The sequence below is a fragment of the Rhodomicrobium sp. Az07 genome (assembly GCF_018619475.1).
GTDB lineage: Bacteria > Pseudomonadota > Alphaproteobacteria > Rhizobiales > Rhodomicrobiaceae > Rhodomicrobium.
The window spans coordinates 19,132-41,035 of record NZ_JAHFZG010000023.1 but is presented as its reverse complement, the minus strand read 5'-3'; the positions used below and the strand labels follow the sequence as shown (position 1 = coordinate 41,035).

17 protein-coding genes, 1 tRNA gene and 2 pseudogenes are annotated in these 21,904 nt (G+C 61.5%); 6 read left to right on the top strand and 14 right to left on the bottom strand.

Annotation, left to right across the window (positions count from 1 at the left end):
• From KKP04_RS14260 to KKP04_RS14245, 4 genes and pseudogenes are all read left to right on the top strand, one after another.
• Window positions 1-1,524, top strand: a pseudogene (locus KKP04_RS14260) (hypothetical protein); the annotation flags it as partial.
• Window positions 1,525-1,614: 90 nt separating this feature from the next.
• A complete protein-coding gene (locus tag KKP04_RS14255) occupies window positions 1,615-3,909 on the top strand; it encodes a peptidase domain-containing ABC transporter (RefSeq protein ID WP_215033003.1) in 2,295 nt (764 codons plus the stop codon).
• Window positions 3,872-5,278 carry an HlyD family type I secretion periplasmic adaptor subunit gene (locus KKP04_RS14250; RefSeq protein WP_215033000.1) on the top strand — a complete coding sequence of 469 codons (1,407 nt, stop codon included), beginning with the start codon at window positions 3,872-3,874 and terminating at the stop codon, window positions 5,276-5,278. The genes KKP04_RS14255 and KKP04_RS14250 overlap by 38 nt, the downstream gene beginning before the upstream one ends.
• A gap of 5 nt (window positions 5,279-5,283) precedes the next feature.
• Window positions 5,284-7,080 carry a tetratricopeptide repeat protein gene (locus KKP04_RS14245; RefSeq protein ID WP_215032997.1) on the top strand — a complete coding sequence of 599 codons (1,797 nt, stop codon included), beginning with the start codon at window positions 5,284-5,286 and terminating at the stop codon, window positions 7,078-7,080.
• A gap of 33 nt (window positions 7,081-7,113) precedes the next feature.
• Here the strand turns inward: KKP04_RS14245 and KKP04_RS14240 are convergent, their stop codons facing one another.
• The 7 genes and pseudogenes from KKP04_RS14240 to KKP04_RS14210 form a co-directional block, all read right to left on the bottom strand.
• Window positions 7,114-7,845 (bottom strand): hypothetical protein, encoded by a 732-nt coding sequence (locus KKP04_RS14240; RefSeq protein WP_371818820.1) that lies wholly within the window; start codon window positions 7,843-7,845, stop codon window positions 7,114-7,116.
• A 426-nt stretch (window positions 7,846-8,271) separates the two neighbouring features.
• Window positions 8,272-11,220 carry an excinuclease ABC subunit UvrA gene (gene uvrA, locus KKP04_RS14235; protein WP_215032991.1) on the bottom strand — a complete coding sequence of 983 codons (2,949 nt, stop codon included), beginning with the start codon at window positions 11,218-11,220 and terminating at the stop codon, window positions 8,272-8,274.
• Window positions 11,221-11,227: 7 nt separating this feature from the next.
• Entirely contained in the window at window positions 11,228-12,175 is a 948-nt protein-coding gene (locus tag KKP04_RS14230) for a TIR domain-containing protein (protein ID WP_215032988.1), read from the bottom strand.
• Between the two features lie 43 nt (window positions 12,176-12,218).
• Window positions 12,219-12,458: pseudogene (locus KKP04_RS14225) on the bottom strand (ATP-binding cassette domain-containing protein); the annotation flags it as partial.
• Window positions 12,459-12,525: 67 nt separating this feature from the next.
• Complete coding sequence (locus KKP04_RS14220) at window positions 12,526-13,644, bottom strand: Hsp70 family protein (RefSeq protein WP_215032982.1); 1,119 nt, start codon at window positions 13,642-13,644, stop codon at window positions 12,526-12,528.
• A gap of 350 nt (window positions 13,645-13,994) precedes the next feature.
• Window positions 13,995-14,690, bottom strand: a complete 696-nt coding sequence (locus KKP04_RS14215; RefSeq protein ID WP_215032979.1) for a hypothetical protein — start codon at window positions 14,688-14,690, stop codon at window positions 13,995-13,997.
• 157 nt (window positions 14,691-14,847) lie between these two features.
• The gene (locus tag KKP04_RS14210; protein ID WP_215032977.1) at window positions 14,848-15,516 is read right to left on the bottom strand and encodes a glutathione S-transferase family protein; all 669 of its coding nucleotides are present in this window, start codon (window positions 15,514-15,516) and stop codon (window positions 14,848-14,850) included.
• A gap of 195 nt (window positions 15,517-15,711) precedes the next feature.
• On the opposite strand from KKP04_RS14210, the gene KKP04_RS14205 reads away from it, so the two are divergent.
• On the top strand, window positions 15,712-16,911 hold the full coding sequence (locus KKP04_RS14205) for an acetyl-CoA C-acyltransferase (RefSeq protein ID WP_215032975.1): 1,200 nt from the start codon (window positions 15,712-15,714) through the stop codon (window positions 16,909-16,911).
• A gap of 69 nt (window positions 16,912-16,980) precedes the next feature.
• Here KKP04_RS14205 and KKP04_RS14200 read toward each other — a convergent pair.
• Window positions 16,981-17,065: transfer RNA gene (locus tag KKP04_RS14200), tRNA-Tyr, on the bottom strand.
• 127 nt (window positions 17,066-17,192) lie between these two features.
• Between KKP04_RS14200 and KKP04_RS15995 the strand changes: the two genes are divergently transcribed.
• Entirely contained in the window at window positions 17,193-17,414 is a 222-nt protein-coding gene (locus KKP04_RS15995; RefSeq protein ID WP_215032972.1) for a hypothetical protein, read from the top strand.
• A 20-nt stretch (window positions 17,415-17,434) separates the two neighbouring features.
• On the opposite strand, the gene KKP04_RS14190 is transcribed toward KKP04_RS15995, so the two are convergent.
• From KKP04_RS14190 to KKP04_RS14165, 6 genes are all read right to left on the bottom strand, one after another.
• Window positions 17,435-17,662 carry a sulfurtransferase TusA family protein gene (locus KKP04_RS14190; protein ID WP_215032969.1) on the bottom strand — a complete coding sequence of 76 codons (228 nt, stop codon included), beginning with the start codon at window positions 17,660-17,662 and terminating at the stop codon, window positions 17,435-17,437.
• A gap of 163 nt (window positions 17,663-17,825) precedes the next feature.
• Window positions 17,826-18,344 (bottom strand): DsrE/DsrF/DrsH-like family protein, encoded by a 519-nt coding sequence (locus KKP04_RS14185; protein ID WP_215032966.1) that lies wholly within the window; start codon window positions 18,342-18,344, stop codon window positions 17,826-17,828.
• 103 nt (window positions 18,345-18,447) lie between these two features.
• Entirely contained in the window at window positions 18,448-19,725 is a 1,278-nt protein-coding gene (locus tag KKP04_RS14180; RefSeq protein WP_215032963.1) for an NAD(P)/FAD-dependent oxidoreductase, read from the bottom strand.
• A 155-nt stretch (window positions 19,726-19,880) separates the two neighbouring features.
• Complete coding sequence (cysG, locus tag KKP04_RS14175; protein WP_215032960.1) at window positions 19,881-21,332, bottom strand: siroheme synthase CysG; 1,452 nt, start codon at window positions 21,330-21,332, stop codon at window positions 19,881-19,883.
• A gap of 3 nt (window positions 21,333-21,335) precedes the next feature.
• Window positions 21,336-21,563 carry a hypothetical protein gene (locus KKP04_RS14170; RefSeq protein ID WP_215032957.1) on the bottom strand — a complete coding sequence of 76 codons (228 nt, stop codon included), beginning with the start codon at window positions 21,561-21,563 and terminating at the stop codon, window positions 21,336-21,338.
• A gap of 2 nt (window positions 21,564-21,565) precedes the next feature.
• Window positions 21,566-21,766 carry a sulfur relay protein DsrC gene (locus KKP04_RS14165; protein WP_215032954.1) on the bottom strand — a complete coding sequence of 67 codons (201 nt, stop codon included), beginning with the start codon at window positions 21,764-21,766 and terminating at the stop codon, window positions 21,566-21,568.
• Window positions 21,767-21,904 lie beyond the last annotated feature (138 nt).

Here is a 21,904-nt window from a genome sequence, read left to right as displayed (position 1 = left end):
GATCCGCTCGTCTCGTCCATCCCGCGCATCATCACCCCCGCCGTTACCGTGCTGAGGGTGAATCATGTTCTCAAACCGCTGTCGAGACAGGAGTATTTCAGCAGCCTGCTAGATGTCGGGGTGACTGGCGCTACCGGTGCCACAGGCGCGACGGGCGCAACGGGTGCTACCGGCGCAACGGGTGCTACCGGTGCCACGGGCGCAACCGGTGCTACAGGCGCAACTGGCGCGACGGGTACCACAGGCGCGACGGGTGCCACGGGTGCTACAGGCGCAACTGGCGCAACTGGCGCGACGGGTACCACAGGCGCAACGGGTGCTACCGGCGCGACCGGTGCAACCGGCGCTACCGGCGCAACGGGTGCTACTGGCGCAACGGGTGCTGCCGGCGAGACGGGTGCCACGGGTGCTACTGGCGCTACGGGCGCTACCGGCGAGGCGGGTGCAACCGGCGCTACCGGCGCTACCGGCGAGACGGGTGCTACCGGCGCAACGGGCGCTACCGGTGCAACGGGCGCAACCGGCGACACGGGTGCTACTGGCGCGACGGGTGCTACCGGCGACACGGGTGCTACCGGCGCGACGGGTGCTACGGGCGCAACCGGCGACACGGGTGCTACCGGTGCCACGGGCGCAACGGGTGCTACCGGTGCTACGGGCGCTACCGGCGACACGGGTGCTACAGGCGCAACGGGCGCGACAGGCACTGGCGCGACAGGTGCTACTGGCGCAACGGGTGCTACCGGTGCCACGGGCGCTACGGGTGCTACGGGTGCTACCGGTGCAACGGGCGCTACAGGCGCAACGGGTGCTACCGGCGCTACGGGCGCTACGGGTGCTACGGGTGCCACAGGTGCTACTGGCGCTACCGGCGCAACGGGTGCTACGGGTGCTACCGGTGCAACGGGTGCTACCGGCGCGACCGGTGCAACCGGCGCTACGGGTGCTACCGGTGCCACAGGCGCTACCGGTGCTACGGGTGCTACCGGCGGTGCTACGGGTGCTACCGGCGCAACGGGTGCTACCGGCGCTACGGGCAAGCCCGGCAAGCATTGCAAGCCCGATCACTGCAAGCCCGATCACGGCAAGCCCGATCACTGCAAGCCCGATCACGGCAAACCCGGTCACGGCAAACCCGATCACGGCAAACCCGATCATGGTCACAGCTCGAAAGGCAATGATCACGGGTTCGGCAAGCAGGAGCAATCGCCCTTCAAGCACGTCTCCACGAGCGACCGCCCGACCTTTATCTCGGGCTCGGCCAAATCTTATGGAGGCGCTGGAGAAACCGCCAAGGGCGGCGCCGGTGGCGACAACCACCTTCAGAGCATCGCGAAACAGGCAAACGCGTCTCTGCGGCCCACGGATGTCGCACCGAAGAGTGTCGCGTCGTTGCTTGGTAACCACAAGAACGGCTCAGACATCAAAGCGGGTGGCTTCTTCAAGGACAACGGCAATTCAGGTTCGTTTAACCCGATCAGCCTGAATAACCAGACACATCAGCTGTCCTTGCCCAAGCACTAATACAAAAGAGAGGAGATCGGCCATCCGGCCGATCTCCTCATTTGCATGACCAGAAGCGTTTCTCCTTGAACAGCTCACAGAGTGATCGAGATGAATTTCGTGCCACCTGCCAATATTCTGCCCGCGGCCAATCAGCTGTTGCACGTCGCTTCCGCTGGCGAGCCTGGCGGGAAGGCCGCTTCCAACGGGCAGGGCACCAATGCTCTGCATGCTCGGATAGTCGCCGCCACTCATGTCGCGCGCTATCACGGCATCGATCCCGACCCCACAGGGGTAAGGCCCAATGCTGACAGTGCCGCTCCCTCATCGGCTGCGCTTGTGGAATGGCTCCGCCAATACGGCCTTTGGGCTCGCGCCGTCCGCCTCAGCTTCGGTCAGTTGATGAAAATCGACAACCCGGCACCGATCTTGCTGCTGCTCTCTGACGGCGGCGCCGCTGTCGTTGTCGGTCGCAATCATGAGCACGGCGTCCTTCTGGTGCGCGATCCGCTGGCACCTTCGACGAAGCCGCCTACGCCGATCGACGAACTCCGGCTCAAGCAGGTTTGGGATGGGGCTACGCTGCTCGTGCGCGCCTCCCGCGGCGAGAGCGAGGATGAGAGGCCATTCGATCTCGGCTTGCTCACTCGTATGGTCTGGGGTGAGAAATCCATTTTGCGCGACGTGGCGATCGGCTCCATTACCATCACCATCCTCAGCGTGCTCCCCGTCCTGATGATCATGACGACGCTGAACACGGTCGTCATGTATCAGAGCATGAATACGCTCACGCTGATCGTCGTCGTGCTTCTGATCGCGCTCGGTTTCGAAATGCTGATCGCCTGGTCTCGGCGAATGCTGCTCGTCACACTCGCCACCCGGCTCGATACGAGGCTAAACCTTGCGATATTCAGCCGGCTGATGACGCTGCCCATCGACTTCTTCGAGCGCAATCAGGCCGGCGAGCTTTCCTACAAGGTGAGCCAGCTCTATCGCGTTCGCGAGTTCCTCACCGGCCGCATGATTACGACGTTCATCGACGTTGCCATGGTTCTGCTGTTGCTGCCCGTGCTTTTCTACATGGAAGCAACGCTCGCCTGGACAGTGTTGGCGGCGGCGAGCTGCATCACCCTAATCATATGGGCCTTTCTCCGGCCGCTCGCGGATCTGACGGGCAAGATCATCCAGGCAGAGTCGGACAAGGGCTCCACGCTGGTCGAGAGCATCTACGGCATCCGCACAGTCAAGTCGCTGTGCCTCGAATCCACCCGTGCCGCGGAATGGGATCAGCGAATCGCGACGGTCGGCGATCTCAACATGCGGATGGGCAAGCTCAGTAACTGGCCCATGGTGCTCGTGATGCCGTTCGAGAAATACACACAGGCGGGCGTGCTGGCGCTCGGCGCGTATCTCGCGATGACATCGAACAACCCGTTGTCTCTCGGCGGGCTGATCGGCTTCATGATGCTTGGCGGCCGCGTCGCCGGCCCGCTGGTTAATCTGGCGCGTCTGCTTCAGGACGTCCAGGAAGCGCGGCAAGCGCTGTATCAGGTGGGGTGGGTTCTCAACCGGCCGACCGAGAAGCGGGCGCTTACTCACGGATTGCGTCCGAAACTCGAAGGCGCGATCAGCTTCGATGAGGTGAGCTTCAAATATGAGGGAAGCAAATCGCCCGCACTCGACAACATCAGCTTTTCCATAGAGCCCGGCATGATGCTGGGTGTGGTGGGGCGTTCGGGGTCGGGCAAATCCACCGTCACCCGCCTGCTCATGGGCATCAGCCCTGAATATTCCGGCGCGATCAAGATCGATGGAATCGAACTGCGGGACATCAACCTCCGTCATCTGCGCCAGAGCTTCGGGGCGGTGCTGCAGGACAACTTCCTGTTCCGCGGCTCGGTGAAAGACAACATTCTGGCCGGGCGGCCCGGTCTGAGCTTCGAAGACGCCGTGCGCGCGGCGAGGCTTGCCGGTGCCGAGGAGTTCATCGAGCGCCTGCCACAGGGTTATGAGACCTGGATCCAGGAGGGTTCCACCAACCTCTCCGGCGGCCAGCGCCAGCGTCTCGCCATCGCCAGGGCACTGATCGCCGATCCGAAGCTGCTGATCCTCGACGAGGCAACTTCCGCGCTCGATCCGGAAAGCGAGGCGCTCATCAACGCCAACCTTCAGCGCATGGCTCGTGGCCGTACGATGGTGATCATTTCCCACCGTCTCTCGTCGCTTGTCGAGTGTGACAAGACCCTCGTCCTCGACCGCGGGAAGGTCGTCGATATCGGTCCGCATCGCGAGTTGGTAGAGCGCTGCGCCATCTACCGCCACCTCTGGCTTCAACAGAACCGCCACACCGATTACCAAGGAAAAGCCCATGCCGCTCCTGCTCCCTCGTTTATCCAAGTCGGCTAAGGCAAAGCGGGCCGAAAGGAGCCCGCTGCCGCTTGCTGCCCTCGAATTCGAGAGCCCCTCGGCCGCGATCATCGCGAAGCCGATTCCAAGGCTGTCGCGCGCGACGAACCTTTTCGTCTTCCTGCTGGTGGTCTCCACGGTCACTGCCAGCGGACTGATACAGATCGACAAGATCGTGTCGGCCAGCGGCAAGCTGGTCGCCGACGCGCCGAATATCGTCGTCCAGCCCTTCGATCATTCCATCGTCGAGAGCATCAATGTGCGAAAGGGCGATATCGTTCGCAAGGGCCAGTTGCTCGCCCGCCTTAACCCGACGATCAGCGCGGCCGACCTCACTTCGATGAAGGATCAGCTCGATTCGCTCACCGCCAAGGCAGCGCGGCTCGAAGCACAGACTGCGGGCAAGGATTACGTGCCCGATCCGGCCAACTCTCACTCCACGTTGCAAGCCGCGATCTTCTATCAGCAATTTCGAGCGTACAAATCCTCGCTCGAAGCGCACGATCAGAAGATCAATCAGTATCGTACCGAAATGGACGGCAGCAGTGCGCAGGCCGATCACTATCGCAAGCGCCTCGGCCTCGCAGCAAATGTCGAGGGCATGCGCCAGGAGCTTCAGAACCTCCAGGTCGGCAGCAGGCTGAATACGATCCTGGCCACGGACGCCAGACTGAACATGGCGGTTGCGCTTTCCCAGACGGAGTCGGAAAGCGCGCAAGCGGGCCGGAAACTCGCCGCCGAGGAAGCTGAACGGGAAGCCTACGTAAATCGCTGGAATGCCCAGCTCTCGCAGGAACTCGCCGATACGCGCCGCAAGCTGGCGCAGGCACGCCAGGACTTCACCAAGGCCAATTTGCATAATCAGCTGGTGGTGCTGACCGCACCGCGCGACGCGGTCGTGTTGTCGGTGGCGAAGATCTCGGTCGGCTCGGTCGTCACAAGTGCCGAACCGCTGATGCAGCTTGTGCCGCTCGACGCGCCGCTGTCGGTCGAGGCGGACATTTCCGGCATAGACAGCGGCTATGTTCGCCCCGGGGACGAGGTAACGATCAAGTTCGACACGCTGCCCTTCCTGCAATACGGCAGCGCGCGCGGCACCGTTCGTTTGATCAGCGCGGACAGCTTCAGTCCTGAAGCGCTGCCTCAGGAAGGTGGCTCCACGCTTCCGAACCGCCCCCGCACCCTCTATTACAAGGGCTACATTTCTCTCACCGAAATGATGCTGCACGACACGCCGCCCGGCTTCCGGCTGATGCCTGGAATGCCACTCACTGCGGATGTCAAGGTCGGCACACGCTCCATACTCACATATTTCGTCTCCAAGATTCTTCCGATTGCCCACGAAAGCATGCGCGAGCCGGGAGCCTGACCAGCATGATCGAACTGAGTATCCTGCATAAGGCGCTGGACCGCCTCTTTGCACGCTCACCGAAACGGGCGAAGGCGCGCGCCGAACGCCTTTCGAAGGTGGCTCCGGAACGCGCACTTGCGCTCTTTATAGCCGCAGCCGAAGCGCGCGACAGCGAAGCGGCTTTTATTGTCGGCGAGCACTATCTTGAGGGCAAGGGGGCGCTACAGCATCCCGTCTCGGCGGCGCGATGGTATCAATTGGCTGCCGAAGCCGGGCATGTCGGGGCGCAATGCCGCCTCGCCGCCCTTCATCTGTTCGGCGTGCCTGAAGCCGCCGTCGAGGCCGGTGCGAGGCTGTTCGAGCCTACGGAGTCGGAGGCGCCCGATTATCATGCCGCCATGGTCTGGGCGAAGAAAGCTGCCGAGGCCGGTGCGCCGGATGCTCAGGCCATGCTGGCTTTCATTCTCTCCTCCGGCCCCGAAGACCTGCGCGATCCTGATGCGGCGTTCGAATGGTACCGCAAATCCGCCGAACAGGATTGTCCGCAGGGCCGGCTTGGCTACGCCATCGCGCTCATGCTTCGCGCCGATATCGCAGACAATGCACTTCTCGCACGCGATGAACTCCTGCGCGCTTCGGATGCGGGGCTACCCACCGCGCATTACTTGCTGGGCGCGGCTGCGGAGGGCGGAATTGGGACGGCGCTCGATGAAGCGGAGGCGCGGAGACGGTACACGCTCGCAGCCGAAGCTCATCTCACCGCCGCACAACTGAAGCTTGGCCTGATGCTGCTCGAAGGTCGAGGCGGACAGGTCGATACCTTGAATGGTGAAAGCTGGCTGCGCCGGGCCGCCGTCGCAGGCGAAAGCGACGCGGCAATGCACCTCGGTGAGCTTTATGCGCGTGGTGGCACGCTGCCGCCGAATTATATCGAGGCGGCGCACTGGTTCCGCACTGCGGCCGAACGCGGTCACCGGGCCGCTGCCAGGGCGCTCGGCACACTTTACCTCACAGGGGCGAGCGTGGCCCGCGACCCCGACGAGGCTGCGGCCTGGTTCAAGCGTGCCGCCGAGGCCGGGGACACCGGCGCTCAGGCAGACCTGGCGGCGCTGTTGCAGGCCGGTGGCGTTTCGACCATCGAAAGCGGGAGCCTGCCCATGCATCAATGGTTCGAGCGTGCCGCTGAACAAGGAGATCTTATCGGCGCGTTCAACTACGCGGTCTGCCTGGCCGAGGGCATCGGTGTGCCGCGCAACGACGCACGCGCCGCGTTCTGGCTGAAGCAGGCGGCCGACGAGGTGGTGAGCGCGCAATATTGGTATGGCCGCATGCTTGCCGATGGCCGTGGACTGGACCGGAACGATGGCGAAGCGGCCGTCTGGTTCGAAACCGCCGCCGAAGCCGGCTTGGCGGATGCGCAGGTTGCGCTCGCCGAGTTTTATCTCCAGGGCCGCGGCGTCCCGCGCGATCCGGAAGCCGCGTTGACCTGGTTTCGCTCTGCGGCGCAGTCGGGACACTCGGGCGCAATGTTCGCCCTCGGCACCATGCACAGCGACGGAGCCGACATCGAAACAGACCAGGACGAGGCACGGCGCTGGTTTGCCCGCGCGGCAGAGAACAAACATCCCCTCGCGGCCCTGATGCTCGCACGATATGCGGCGCAAGGGCTGGGCGGCCCAAAGGATATCGAAGCCGCGCGCTGCTGGTACGAACATGCAGCGTCTTATGGCGCGCCGGACGCAGCAGAGGAACTCGCCGCGCTCGACCTCAAGCCGGCTGAGGAAGCTGAAACGGAGGTGGATACTGAATTGATGGCGTGATCTCTCGCCATCGGTCGAGCAGCGAGTTGGTATTCACGGGCGGTTAGCGAGCATATTACGGAGTCGCACGGGCAATCGGCCGGGGGCCTTCAGCTCCGCACAGCTTTTCTCCCATAGATTGAGGTAGTGGTGGAGGGGAACCCCGCTCCGTCCCGGCCAACGGTTCAGCGCACCCATATCCGCGATCATGGTGGCGTCGCTCTGCAGCAGATCAAGCATGGTATAGACCGCGCCTGCGGCGGCTATAACACCGCCGTCCACATGGAGGGAAGCTTCATGGCTCTCGAACCAGGTGCGCAGCGAAGCCGTCTCGCCTTCCCCCTGCAACGCAACACGATAGTTGACAATCATCTTCTCCCGGTAGTCTCGGATGGAGTCAGCGAATGCGGCGTCGTTCGGGAAAGGAGGCGCATGCGCCCAAGCATCCGCAAGGAGCCCGAGGCCACGCAGGGAGAACGCCTCGACCAGAGCCTCCTCGATCCATTGGCAGGGGTTTCTGGGCTTTGCATCCGGCTGCCAACTGTTGCAGAGCACATGCCCGAGCTCATGGCCGAATTGATAGGCGAGTTTGCACCAGTCGCGGGTGCCGACACTGACGATGATCCAGCCGGTCCGCGGCGGGTTGGTGTGAAGCCATATCGAGGGCAGCGTTCCGGCATGGTTGTCGACCCGGAGTCTTTCCGGCTGACGATCAGAGACCAAGGCAACGCCCGCCAGACAGGCCCTGCGCATGCGCTCCAGCACCGCCGCCGCGTCCGTCGGCACGGACCCACCCCACTTGCCTCCAAGTTCCAACGGCGCATCGAGAACAGACACACTGTTGCAAATGGACCATGCCGGGGCGGTTTTCAACGGCAGCAGCAGGCTGCCCCCGAGCAGGAAGAGAAAGTGTCGCCGTCTCATGATCGGCCGGTGATGGGCATTTGCACCTCACTCAACTTCGGCTGAATCGCCGCCAGTGCGCTCCACCGAAGATTGCAATGAAAAACAAAAACCAGATAATTTGTTTGAACATGATCGTCAAGAACACGGCGCCCGGAATCCGGCGTTCCTCGACAGCGTGCGGCCTATCACACCGGAAAGACGTCTGACGCGAAAAACGAAAGGCCGCCTCCATATTGGTCGCATTTCAGCAACAGGCTTCTTTTAAGAGAATGCGTTACAAGCGTCGACAGAATCTACGGTAACAGGTCACTCCGCAGCCCGCGCCGCCACCTTCGCCTTGCCCTTCGGCGCGGGGCGGCGCCTGAGCAGTTCCTTCAGGAATTGCCCCGTATAGCTCGCCCCCGCCTCGGCGATGTCCTCCGGGCGGCCCTCCGCCACGATGCGGCCGCCGCCGTCGCCGCCCTCGGGGCCGAGGTCGATCACCCAGTCGGCGGTCTTGATCACTTCGAGATTGTGTTCGATCACCGCCACCGTGTTGCCGGCGTCCACAAGCTGGTGCAGCACTTCGAGCAGCTTCGCAACGTCGTGGAAATGCAAGCCCGTGGTCGGCTCGTCGAGGATGTACAGCGTCTTGCCGGTCGCGCGCCGCGACAGCTCCTTCGACAGCTTCACGCGCTGCGCCTCGCCGCCGGATAGCGTCGTCGCCTGCTGGCCGACCTTGATGTAGCCGAGGCCGACGCGTTGCAGCGTCTCCATCTTGTCGCGCACGGACGGCACCGCCTTGAAGAACTCGGCCGCTTCGTCCACCGTCATGTCGAGCACATCGGCGATGGACTTGCCCTTGAACTTGATGTCGAGCGTCTCGCGATTGTAGCGGTGGCCCTTGCAGACGTCGCACGTTACATAGACGTCCGGCAGGAAGTGCATCTCGATCTTGATGACGCCGTCGCCTTGGCACGCCTCGCAGCGCCCGCCCTTCACGTTGAACGAGAAGCGGCCTGGCAGATAGCCGCGCGCCTTCGCTTCCGGCAGGTTCGCGAACCAGTCGCGGATCGGGCCGAACGCGCCGGTGTAGGTGGCCGGGTTCGAGCGCGGCGTGCGGCCGATGGGCGACTGGTCGATGTCGATGACCTTGTCGAGGAATTCGATGCCGTCGAGCGCGTCGAACGGTTCCGGCGTCTCGCCGCCGCCGTTGAGCCGCCGCGACGCCGCCTTCTGGATCGTCTCGATAAGGAGCGTGGACTTGCCGCCGCCCGAGACGCCCGTGACCGCCGTGAAGCAGCCGAGCGGGATCGAGGCCGTGACGTCTTTCAGATTGTTGCCGCGCGCGCCCCGCACCGTCAGCATGCGGCGCTTGTCGATCTTGCGGCGCGCCGTCGGCAGCGGCACCTGGCGCTGGCCGGTGAGATATTGCCCGGTGAGGCTTTCGGGGTGCGCCTTGATGTCGGCGGGCGTACCTTCCGCGATCACGCGCCCGCCATGGACGCCGGCGCCGGGGCCGATGTCGACAACATGGTCGGCGGTGAGGATCGCGTCCTCGTCATGCTCGACCACGATCACCGAATTGCCGAGGTCGCGCAGGTGCTTCAGCGTATCGAGCAGCCGCGCATTGTCGCGCTGATGGAGGCCGATGGACGGCTCGTCGAGCACATAGAGCACGCCCGTCAGCCCGGAGCCGATCTGCGAGGCGAGCCGGATGCGCTGGCTTTCGCCGCCCGACAGCGTGCCCGAGTTGCGCGACAGCGCGAGGTAATCGAGGCCGACATCGTTCAGGAAGCGCAGCCGCTCGCGGATTTCCTTCAGGATGCGCGTCGCGATCTCGTTCTGCTTCGCCGTGAGCTTGCCGGAGAGCGTCGCGAACCAGTCGTTCGCCGCCTTGATCGACAGGCGCGACGCTTCGCCGATATGCAGGCGATCGATCTTCACCGCGAGCGCCTGCGGCTTCAGGCGGAAGCCGTTGCATTCCTCGCAGGGCTGGTTCGACTGGTAGCGCGAAAGCTCCTCGCGCACCCATTGGCTGTCCGTTTCCTTCCAGCGCCGTTCGATATTCGTGACGACGCCCTCGAAGGCTTTGCGCGTGGTGTAGGTGCGCATGCCGTCGTCATAGGTGAACGCGATCACCTCGCCGCCCGAGCCGAACAGAATCGTGTCCTGCACCTTTTTCGGCAGCTTGCTCCACGGCGTTTCCATGGAGACGTTGAAGTGTGCGGCGATGGCGTCGAGCGTCTGCGTGTAATAGGGCGAGGTGTTGCCGGTGCGCGCCCATGGCACGACGGCGCCCTTGCGCAAGGAGAGCGACTGATCCGGCACGACGAGTTGCGGCTCGAATTTCAGCTCCGTGCCGAGGCCGTCGCATTTCGGGCAGGCGCCGAACGGGTTGTTGAACGAGAAGAGGCGCGGCTCGATCTCGTCGATGGTGAAGCCCGAGACCGGGCAGGCAAAGCGCTGCGAGAAGGTGATGCGGCGCGGCTCATCCGCTTTCGGCGCGGATTTCTTCTTCTTGCCGCCGCCCGCTTCCGGCTCCGCCTTGGGCGCGTCCGCGAATTCCACGATGGCAATGCCGTCCGCGAGTTCCAGCGCCGTTTCGAAGCTGTCCGCAAGCCGTGCGCCGATGTCGCCGCGCACCACGATGCGGTCCACGACCACGTCGATGTCGTGCTTGAATTTCTTGTCGAGCGCCGGCGCGTCCGGGATTTCGTAGAACGTGCCATCGATCTTCACGCGCTGGAAGCCGCGCTTCTGGAGGTCGGCGAGTTCCTTGCGATATTCGCCCTTGCGGCCGCGGATCATCGGCGCGAGCAGGTAAAGCCGCGTGCCCTCGGGCAATTCCAGCACGCGGTCCACCATCTGGCTGACGGTCTGGCTCTCGATGGGAAGCCCGGTCGCGGGCGAATACGGCACGCCGACGCGCGCCCACAAAAGGCGCATGTAATCGTAGATTTCCGTGACGGTGCCGACGGTGGAGCGCGGGTTGCGGCTCGTCGTCTTCTGCTCGATGGAGATGGCGGGCGACAGGCCATCAATCAGATCGACGTCCGGCTTCTGCATCATCTCCAGGAACTGGCGCGCATAAGCCGACAGGCTTTCGACATAGCGGCGCTGGCCCTCGGCATAGATGGTGTCGAAGGCGAGGCTCGATTTGCCGGAGCCGGACAGGCCCGTGATGACCACGAGCTTTTCGCGCGGAATGTCGAGCGAGACGTTCTTGAGGTTATGCTCGCGCGCGCCGCGTATCGCGATATGTGTCTGTGTCATGCTAATCTTATAATGAAGTGCTTGCGCCGTGATTGGCACAGACAGCTTTGCGCTTCTTATAAAGTCTAGTTTTCAGTAACTCTTTCCAATTTGCGTTAGACATATTGTTAAAAATAACTCCTTCAAGATCCGATGGTCTTTCAAAGTTTGGAAAAATCTTAGAAGGGGGTTTGTATAGAACAAAAACATCTTCCCAGCCAAGTTTTCCATAGAAAAATCCTAGCTCGAGTATGACATTTTGGCGAGCCCGAAATTGTAGAGATTTCTCGCCAACACCGTCAGCATGATATTGATCACAAAAACTGCCGTAATCGTCTCCCGTTATCAGCACTACTGCGAAATTGGCTTCATTCGCATGTTTAAAAAATCGCTGCATCAAGGACGTATCGTCTCCTCCCATTCTCGTCATGATCACGGGATTGATGCCAATTGATTTCAAATACACCTCAACCTCGTTTAAGGCACTCTCATCGCGGCCATGCACCACGAATACGGAGTTACTGTCGGTTTCGTTGTTGCCAAGCTGTCGCAGTTCCTTCGCTTTAGCTTCAGACACTCGGTCAGCAAATTCGCTCAAAGCCGCAGGATTGGTTTTTTGCTCTTTTGCACGCAGCAGCACTGAAACTATATGCGCAATGACTTTTTCGATTTCGGTTGGCTTGTCCGAAGATAGCTGTATGCCGTGTCTATCCCGCACAGGGGGGGGAAGAGTTGAAAGGTCGACGTCGTAGAAGATTGGGAATATGGGTATGCCCAATTCTGACACGGCTTCTAATTCTAGGGTGATAAAATCAGAGTGAATTGAATTATTGGAAACGATAGCGACAATCGCGTCCGAAGATTTTATATTATTTGTAATTTCCTCAACGAAATTTTGTCCTGCTCGAAGGTCTATGTCCATGAAAACTTTAATGCCATGTCTTTGCAAGCGACTGTAAATCAGTTTTGCAATCATGAGATCTTTACGACTATACGATATGTATACCTTCATTGTTAGCTCCAGAAATTCGATTGATACCCGGCTTCTGCATCATTTCAAGGAATTGGCGCGCATAGGCCGACAGGCTTTCGACATAGCGGCGCTGGCCCTCGGCATAGATCGTGTCGAAGGCGAGGCTCGATTTGCCGGAGCCGGACAGGCCCGTGATGACCACGAGCTTTTCGCGCGGAATGTCGAGCGAGACGTTCTTGAGGTTATGCTCGCGCGCGCCGCGTATCGCGATATGTGTCTGTGTCAAGGAATTCCTGTCCCTGCGCGTTCTGCCGCAGGTTATAGCGCCTTAACTCGGCCCGGTCGCGCGGAATTTAAAGGGGAGTGGGCTGGTTCACCGCTACCGCATCAATGTTTCGATCGACTATGAGGTTCGTGGTGCTTGGGAGATCCTTCAGCGCACCTCCGATGGCAACGGCAAGTTGCGGGCGAATGGTGTCGAACTCGAAGGTGTCTTCGTCTTCGATAATCTCTGGAGCACGCGCTACGTAATTCCCGGGCAAGCCGGGATCGGCCAAGAGAGCCCGCACCATGGGTAGCGAATTTCCGCCCCCGGTCAGCATGATTTCGATTGGCGGTTCGAGGCCGTTTGCAGACCGATAGGCTTGCGCGCATTGCTTCGCTTTCAGAAGGCTCTGTCTGAACCGTTCACGCAGGATTTCCGCAAAATTCTGTACCTCTGGACGGCTCAAGAACTTGTCGAGCGAGATATTCAATAGACGGTCGTCGATTTCAAGCTTCAGGGTTCTTTCGGCAAAAAGTATTTCCTTATTCTGGCGGCCCTGATTTGTCAGTCTCCTTGTGATGCCGCGAGATGTCTGATGCCCTTCGAGATAACCGGCTTCCGACAGGATGAAACGGATCAGTTGCATATCGAGGAAGTCGCCAGCTCGCGTAAGGATGTGCGACCCGCCGTTAACCTCCGCCATTGTTTTTTGCCCTTGCACAGGGGTCATGAATGCGCCGAAATCGGACGTGCCGCCCCCGATATCCGCCACGACGACAAGACGCCGGCCAGGTCTGCGATTTGTATTCGCTGCGACAGCGGTGGCTTCCGGAACCGAAATCCGGTTGTATCGCCCGACGACGAACATGTTCGAGCTGATGGTTTTGTTCTTTTTTGCCTGCCTGACGTTCTCGTTCGCCTGCTCAAGGGCGGCCAATGCGCTGTTCAAGTCGAGGCCCCCGCTGTCGGAAATAGCCGATCCGACGATGTCCGCTATGGCAAAACCGTGCTCCACAAGGTCGCGAAGCAGGATTTCTCCGTCCCTAGCCCGTTTGGGCTCCCAGGCGGGACGAGCGACGCGCAGCGGAATCGGCCACGGAAGGCACTCCGCATGGGCCTGCTCGGCGGCCCGATGCAAGAGGTATGCGATGAAAAGACGAAGCAGCGTTCGCGCGCTGAAAAAACCGGTCGGATCGATTTCTTTCAAAAGGCGTGCATCGTAATCGTCGATGTCGCAGGTACTGAGATATTCCTTCGGCGACCGGAAAGCGTCGCGCGCAGTTCCCAGCGCGCGCAACGCTTCGCGCTCCGCCTCTGCTCCGAACAGGACCGCCTTGTCGGTGACGTAAAGAACCGACGGAAGCAACCATTCCCGTGCGCTCGACTGGCCGTATCCGATGGCTAGCGGGCGGATATCCTCGCTCTTCAAATCGTCGCGGTCCACTGCCCGAACCATCGCGAATTTCGAATACGAAGTTCCGAAATCGACGCATCCGATCCAACTCTCATCGCGAGGGCAATGAAGAAGCGTCATGAGTTCCTCACATAATCAATAACTTAATAAATCTGCTCTACGAAGCCCGGCTGTACGACAATATTTTCCTGTCCCTGTCTGCGTATGACGATAGATTTTCGAACTCTCACGGGATCGCCGGGCGACAGGTCGTCGTCGGTGAGATGAAAGACCGGGTCGAAAGCGGTCAGCGCGCCCACCTCTCCTTCGAGGACAAGCGCGCGTTTGCGTCCGGCGAGGCGGATAGCCTGAAAAATAAGCTCTGCGGAGAGTTCGGCGTTCTCGACCTCATCGCCTAAGCTGCCGTTAGCAGCGGTTCGCAACCGCGAAAGAGAGCGATCGAATACCGGCATATCCTGTAGAGAGCGTGCAATATATTCGTCCGCTTCGAGCCAGTCTGTTGGGCGCGGGCCAATGGGTGGGTGGCCGTCCCCCGTCAAAGCCTCCTCAAGCGGAAGCCCGAGCCGCTTCGCCAGGCGGCCAATCGCGCCAAGCGCCGCGTAAAGCGGAGCGTCAGCAGCACCTCTTGGCTTTGCTCCTGCGGTATACTCCCCGAGCCACTCCCACCCCGCCGAAGTGAGCGAGTATGTAATCGGGTTCCAGTCGACCTCGATCAGCCCGAGAGAGTGCAGCTTATCACGGTGCCGCTTTTCAGCGGTCAGTCCGTGTGCCTTCTTAAATTCGGTCTGCGTCACAGGCTTGCCCTGCGCCATCAAAATAACGAGGACGCCGCGTTCCACGGGCGTAAGAGCTTTCTCTGCCATGGAGATAATTAAGCACTACCTGGAAGAATTGTCGAGGGCTTCAGCGTAGCCACGGAAAGAGGGGCGTGCAAGCCATCCGCCGCCGCCAAGGAAGTCTGGCCGCTCTGGCGACGAACGCGCAAAAGTCCTGGATCTAGCCGAACGCACCGCATGCCACCGCGGGTCCGGTGACGGCGGGCGGCTCGGTATCGCGCGCGCTCGGTCTCTCGGCGACGCGGGCATACCAGTCGAGAATATGCGGCGACGCCTCCAGCAGCGCCGCGCTTTCCGGCTTAAGCCGCATGAACCACATCACCGGAAAAAGCATCATGTCGGAGAGGTTGAACGCATCGCCCGAGAGATAGCGGCTTGTCGCAAGGCGCTCGTCGAGCACCGCAAAGCATTTGCGCATCTTCGGCAGAAGTGCCTCGATGGTGGCGGCGTCGGGGTTGCCGTCCGGCGCGGCGAGGTAGGCGCTGATATATTGCCGCGCAAGCACCGGATCGATGGTGGTCATGACAAGAGCGATCCATTGCTCGGTGATCGCCGCGCCGCGAGCGTCGCGCGGCACGAGCGGCGGACCGTCGAACGCGCCATCGATATAGGTGCAGATCGCGCGGCTCTCGAACAGCACGAGGTCGCCGTGACGCGCGCATGGCACGAGGCTGAAAGGGTGGATCGCGGCCACTTCGGGATCCGTCGGCCGCACAACGGTCTGGGTGTAAGGAACGCCCTTTTCGCGGGCGGCCATGCAGACGCTGCGGACGAAATTGCCCCACGGCGCGCCGATGATTTCGAGGTCTGGCTTGTCGCTTGTCGCCATGTCTGGGCACCTCTCCGCTGCCGGTCGTTCGATGTGCAACAGTCAGCCTGCGTCGGAGTTCCCCTATTGCAGGTCAACGATGCGAGATCGCGACGGCTTCGGCGCGGCATGGCTCGGGGTAGCGCTTTGAGATAGCATCAAGGGAAAGGCAAACGATCCGCGCCCACGAACGGAACAAAGCGCCAAGGGGGAACCATGAACGAAAGCACCGACGCCATCGTCATCGCATCCGCCGTGCGGACGCCCATCGGCGCGTTTCAGGGCGCGTTCGCGAGCCTCGCCGCGCCCGAACTCGGCGCGGCGGCGCTTCGTGCGGCGGTGGAGCGCGCAGGGTTGCCCGCATCCGAAATCGATGAGGTCGTCATGGGCTGCGTGCTCGGCGCGGGCGTCGGACAGGCACCCGCGCGGCAAGCCTCGCTTCGCGCCGGACTGTCGGTTTCGGCTGGCTGTACCACGATCAACAAGGTGTGCGGCTCGGGCCTAAAGGCGGTGATGCTCGGCCACGATCTTATCGCTGCGGGCAGCGCGCGCGTGGTCGCCGCTGGCGGCATGGAGTCTATGACGAACGCGCCGTATCTTCTGCCAAAGGCGCGCGGCGGCCAGCGTCTCGGCCACGACCGCATTCTCGACGCGATGGTCTTCGACGGCCTGGAGGATGCCTACGCGCCTGAAACCAAGGGGCGGCTGATGGGCACCTTCGCGGAGGACTGCGCGGGCGCATACGGCTTCACGCGGGAGGCGCAGGATGCTTACGCCGTGGCATCGGCGACAAGGGCGCGCGCGGCAGTCGAGGGCGGCGCGTTCGATTGGGAGACGGCGCCTGTCACGGTCGAAGGCCGCAAGGGCGCGTTGAAGGTGGAGCGCGACGAGACGCCGGGCCGCATCGACATCGCGAAAATTCCCACGCTGAAGCCTGCCTTCCGTGAGGGTGGCTCCGTGACGGCCGCGAATTCCAGCTCGATCTCGGATGGCGCGGCCGCCGTCACCTTGATGCGCCGCTCGACGGCGGAGGCGAAAGGCGTCGCGCCGCTGGCAACGATCCTCGGCCACGCGACCTATGCCGGGGAGCCGCGCCTGTTTCCGAACGCGCCCGTCCACGCGATCCGAGCGCTCCTGAGCAAACTCGGCTGGGAGGCAGGCGACGTCGACCTGTATGAAATTAACGAGGCGTTTGCCGTCGTCGCCATGGCGGCGATGCGCGACCTCGGCCTTCCCCACGACAAGGTCAACATCCACGGCGGCGCGTGCGCGCTCGGCCATCCCATCGGCGCATCGGGCGCGCGCGTGCTGGTGACGCTGATCGGCGCGCTGCGGCGGGCGCGAGCAAAGCGAGGCGTCGCGAGCCTCTGCATCGGTGGCGGCGAAGCCGTGGCGATGGCCGTCGAACTCGCCTGAGGCGGTTGGCGCGCCTTCGCTCATCGGCGCAACGTGGTGCTGCCGTAGCTGCCGCGCCGAGGCGGGTGATGGTGGAGGGGGTTGGATTCGAACCAACGTAGGCTTAGCCAACGGATTTACAGTCCGTCCCCTTTAGCCACTCGGGCACCCCTCCATGCCAGAAAGATCAGTGTCTTAGCTGGCGTAGCCAAGTGAAAAAACCGTAAATGCCGGGAAGCTGGACACCGTGTTAGACACTTGGTGGCGCATTCTCTATCAGCCGATTGCGAGTTTGGCAATCCATGTTTCCGCCATTTTTTTTTGGTGGCGGCGACGTTGAGCGCACGGGTGCGGGCCAGGTATTTTTCGAGGATGGCCCCAACCTGTTTCAGACTGTGGCCGGTGATCGACGCAGCTTGCATGTCGGTGCATCCATCCTCCGCGAGCACGGTTACGGCCGTGCCGCGCAGGTCGTAAAAATGCCGCAAGCGGTTTGCGGAGCCACCGCTTGCGACGAACACTGAGGGCGATGAAGCGCCGAATGTCAGCCCGTGTGCTTGATCAGGAAACGGAACACGTCGCCGTCCTTCGTCGACTCCACAAGCTCGTTTCCGGTCGTCCGGCAGAAGGAAGCCATATCGGCGACGGAGCCGGGGTCGGTGGCGAGCACCTCCAGCGTGCCGCCGGCCGGGACTTCATTCAGCATTTTTTTCGTTCTCAAGATCGGCAGCGGACAGTTGAGACCTTTCGCGTCGAGCGTCTTGTCGGGCATGTTTTCTCCGTTGGAAGTCAATGGATTGGGGCGGTGATAATTCTTCATGCTAGAGTCGGATCCGATCAGGTTGACCCGACCTGATCGGTGATTCCGTCTCTAAACTTCGAAGAAGAGACCGTTTTACCGATCTGACTGCGATTCAATCAGATCGGAACGGGCTCTAGACGAACAGGTTCACGTCGGACTTCAAAGCCTGCTCCAGGTATGTCGCCGCGCCGCCGAGCGTCATTCCTTCGATCATGTCCTCTTCCTTGTATTCGAAGAGGTCCATCGTCATCTGGCAGGCGATCATCTTGACCTCGGCTTCGAGAGCCATGTCGCGCAGCTCATCGATGGAAGCGACGCCCTTCTTCTTGATCATGTTCTTCATCATCCCCGTCGCGCCCGAGTCCACGCCCGGGATCGTCGCAACCCAGTTCGGCATTGCCATGTGCATGCCCATCATCGGCATTTTCATCGCCGGGTTGCCAAGGGGCGAGATCTTCAGATCAAGCTTCTTCAACAGCAGCGGGAGGCCGTAAAACGTGAAGAACATCGTGGTGTTGACGCCCATCGCCGCCGCCGTGGTCGCGAGAATGAACGGCGGATAGGCCCAATCAAGCGTGCCTTTGGTGACGATGATCGTCATCGACTTCTGATTGGGTGCACCGTTCGTGACGGTACCGTTCCCTTCGGTCATGCCGAATTATCTCCTCGATTGAAGTACATATTCGAATATCTCTATTTAACAAAGCGATGTCAACCCTGAGCGGCCTCTCATCGTTGACATCGCTTCGTGTGTATCAGGTGACGCGCTTCAGCTTGCCAATGCCCAGCGCTTGCAAGGCGGCCTTTTCGTAAAAAGGCTCGCTCTCGCCGCGACGCATCTTGCGCAGAAAGTAGGTTTCGAACGCGATTTTTGCCCGGTGCACCAGCCTGCCGGAGTAGGACCAGTTCACATTGCGCGGCGGGATTTGCGGTTGGGCGACGAAGGCCACGCCCGAATCGCCGAAATCGGCGAGACAGACAGCGTTCCAGGTCGCCTCGTGCAGCGCCGACTTCCCGCGAAGCAACTCGCCGATATTGAGCGCGGTTGCCGTTACCATCGACTCGATCATGAAGCCGGTCTTGGGCACCCCGCACGGAACCGGCGTCGGTGCTATCGGCGGAATTGCGACACAGACGCCGACAGAGAATATATTGCGGAAGGTCGGATTGCGCTGGGTCTTGTCGATCAGGATGAAACCGCGCGGGTTTACCAGACCCTCGACGCCGCACACGGCCTCTATGCCGCGAAAAGCGGGAAGCATCATCGAGTAGGCGAACGGCAGTTCATGGACCTTCTTGAGCGCACCTTCCTCGGTAAGCTCCTCGACGGTCATCTTGCCCGGCTCCACCTTCTGGACACGCGCGTTGGTGATCCACTTGATGTGATGATCGCGCATTTCGCCTTCGAGAATGCCCTTGGTGTTGCCCACGCCGTCGAGGCCGAGATGCCCGATGTAAGGCTCCGAGGTCACGAAGGTCATGGGGACACGATCGCGGATCTTCAGCCGCCGCAGTTCAGTCTCCAGAATGAACGTGTATTCGTAGGCGGGCCCGAAACAGGATGCGCCTTGCACCGCGCCGACGACGATGGGCCCAGGGTTCCGGCAGAACTGCTTGAAGGCTTCGGAAGCGGCTTGCGCATGGTCGACGTGACAGATCGAATGCGTATGCCCGGTTGGGCCGAGCCCTTCAATCTCGTCGAAGGCAAGCTCGGGGCCAGTCGAAATGATCAGAAAATCGTAAGTTACGCTCCTGCCGTCTTCCAGCTCGATACAATTGTCGGCGGGATGGACCCGTTTGGCCGCGACAGGGATGAAGTCGATCTTGCGCTTCGCGAATGTCCGCGTGAGATCGATTTCCACATCATCGCGGCTCCGCCAGTTCACGGCTACCCAAGGGTTGGACGGAACGAAATGGTATTTCGGCTCCTTGGTAATGACGGTGAGCTTGTCGCCCTTGCGCAACCTGTCGCGCATTTCATAGGCCATGATGACGCCGCCGAGCCCGGCGCCCAGCACGACGATGTGTGCCATTTGAGAATCCCTTGTCGTTTCCTTTGAGTCGCTTATTCACGTGCTCTTTTTTTGAACACTTCGTAATATTCATAGATCATGATCTAAAAGGTTGGCTTTGGAAAGAGCACAAATCGGCTATGTCCAAAAATCGGCTCGCCTGTCAGAGTGCGGTGTCAAACCGGCGATTGAATGGACGAAAGCCCCGCTTCGTACGCAAATGAGCCAGAGGCGCCCGGAGCAGTTTCCGAGGCAAGCTTGTCACGCAACGTGACGACTGTGCCGAGGATGATGATCGCCGGGCCTTGCAGTTCAGCCTGCACCGCCAGACCCGCGATCGTTTCAACGGTTCCGGTGACGACTCGCTGGTTGGGTCGCGTTCCGTTATCGACGATAGCGGCGGGCAGTTGTGGATCGCCTCCCTTCGCCACGAATTCCTTCATCAAGTTGTCCAGCTTCCCCAACCCCATGAAAATGACAACCGTCTGCCTTGGTTGGACGAGCGCGCTCCAATCGAGGCTGACGCCGTCGCCCCGTGAGTGGCCGGTGAGGAAAACGCAGGCCTGGGCATGGTCGCGATGGGTCAGCGGTATTCCGGCATAGGCCGCGCAGCCGGTAGCGGCGGTGACGCCGGGCACGACCTGAACCGGAATACCCGCCGCCGCCAGCACCTCGACTTCTTCCCCACCGCGCCCGAACATGAATGGGTCGCCGCCTTTCAGGCGCAGCACGCGCTTGCCCTGTCTGGCGAAGTCTATAAGCCGGGCCGTGATCTCTTCTTGAGGAATGATGTGATCGTCCGGAAGCTTGCCGACATAAATATGTTCGGCCTCCCGGCGCACGAGATTGAGGATCCCGTGTGGCAGAAGGCGGTCATAAAGCACGACATCGGCGCGTTGCATGAGACGAAGGGCGCGAAAGGTTAGAAGGTCGGGGTCGCCTGGTCCGGCACCCACGATGTAGACCTCGCCCATTTGCCGGCTTGATGCGCAATCGGCGACAGCCGCCAATGCGCGCTCAAGCTCGACCCGGGCCTCGGCTTCTTGACCGGCGAGAAATCGATCGGCCACGCGGCCTTCGAGCACGCGTTCCCAGAAACGGCGGCGCTCGGCGGGCTCCTTGAGTGCGGCGCCAAGCTTGTCCCGGTAAGCCCCCACGAGCGAGACAAGGCGGCCATAGGCGGAGGGGATCACGCTTTCGAGCCGGGCCCGGATCATGCGGGCAAAAACCGGCGAAGCGCCGCCTGTCGAGATGGCAATCACCAAAGGGTCGCGGTCGACGATCGACGGCATGATGAAATCGCACAGGTCCGGCGCGTCCGCGACATTGACGGGGATGCGCGCTTGCCTGGCAAGCCGGCCAGCCTCGCGGTCCGCTGCTGCATCGCCAGTCGCGGCAAACATCAGGACGCAGTCCTCGATGTCGGAAAGCGTGGGGGCGTGGGCGACATGCCTCAAGCCCTCGTGAAAACCGATTGCGCGAAAATCGTCGCCAAGGCTTTCACTGTAGACGCTGACTTGTGCCCCGGCCCTCAGCGCCAGTTCCGCGCGCCGCGCCGCGACCGTTCCACCGCCAGCGACGGCGACGGACCTGCCTTTGATCTGAAGGAAAATCGGAAGCTGTTCCACGGCTTAAGCTTTCTCTTTGGGGCCGGTTGCGTGTGCGGCCCACTGCGCCATGGCGCCTGCCCACGCAAGCGCCGTACCCGGATCGAGATCGAGGACGGTGATTCGCGTCCCTTCCCGGATGGTCACGCGCAACAGGCGCATGCCGCTTTCGAAGCGCACGTCGTCGAGGCGCACCTCTCGGCCGTAGGGCGCCGAGAGCGTTTCGAGACGTTCTTTCGTTTCGCCCTGCATCGCTATCTCCCGCTGCCGACAATCGACAGGAACGCCGCTTCGAGCCGGTCCTGCCAGTTCCGGGGCGTGTCCGGATATTCCGGCTTGAGGTCGAAGGCGAGGTGGATGGTGCCCTGGCGCGCCGCGTCTTTCACAAGCTCCTCAAGCTCGCCGAAAGACGCGATTTCGGGATGCGCGATGATCAGGTCGCTGATTTGAATCATGTCTTGCTGCCTTTCTCTCAAAGAGCGCCGACGGGCCGAAGCCACTCCCGTGCCGTTTGCGCTCGGTGGGCTCGCTTCCCGCCCAGTGGGAGCCGGCTAACTCCACGAACATATCATCGTATTCACAGATATGAATTA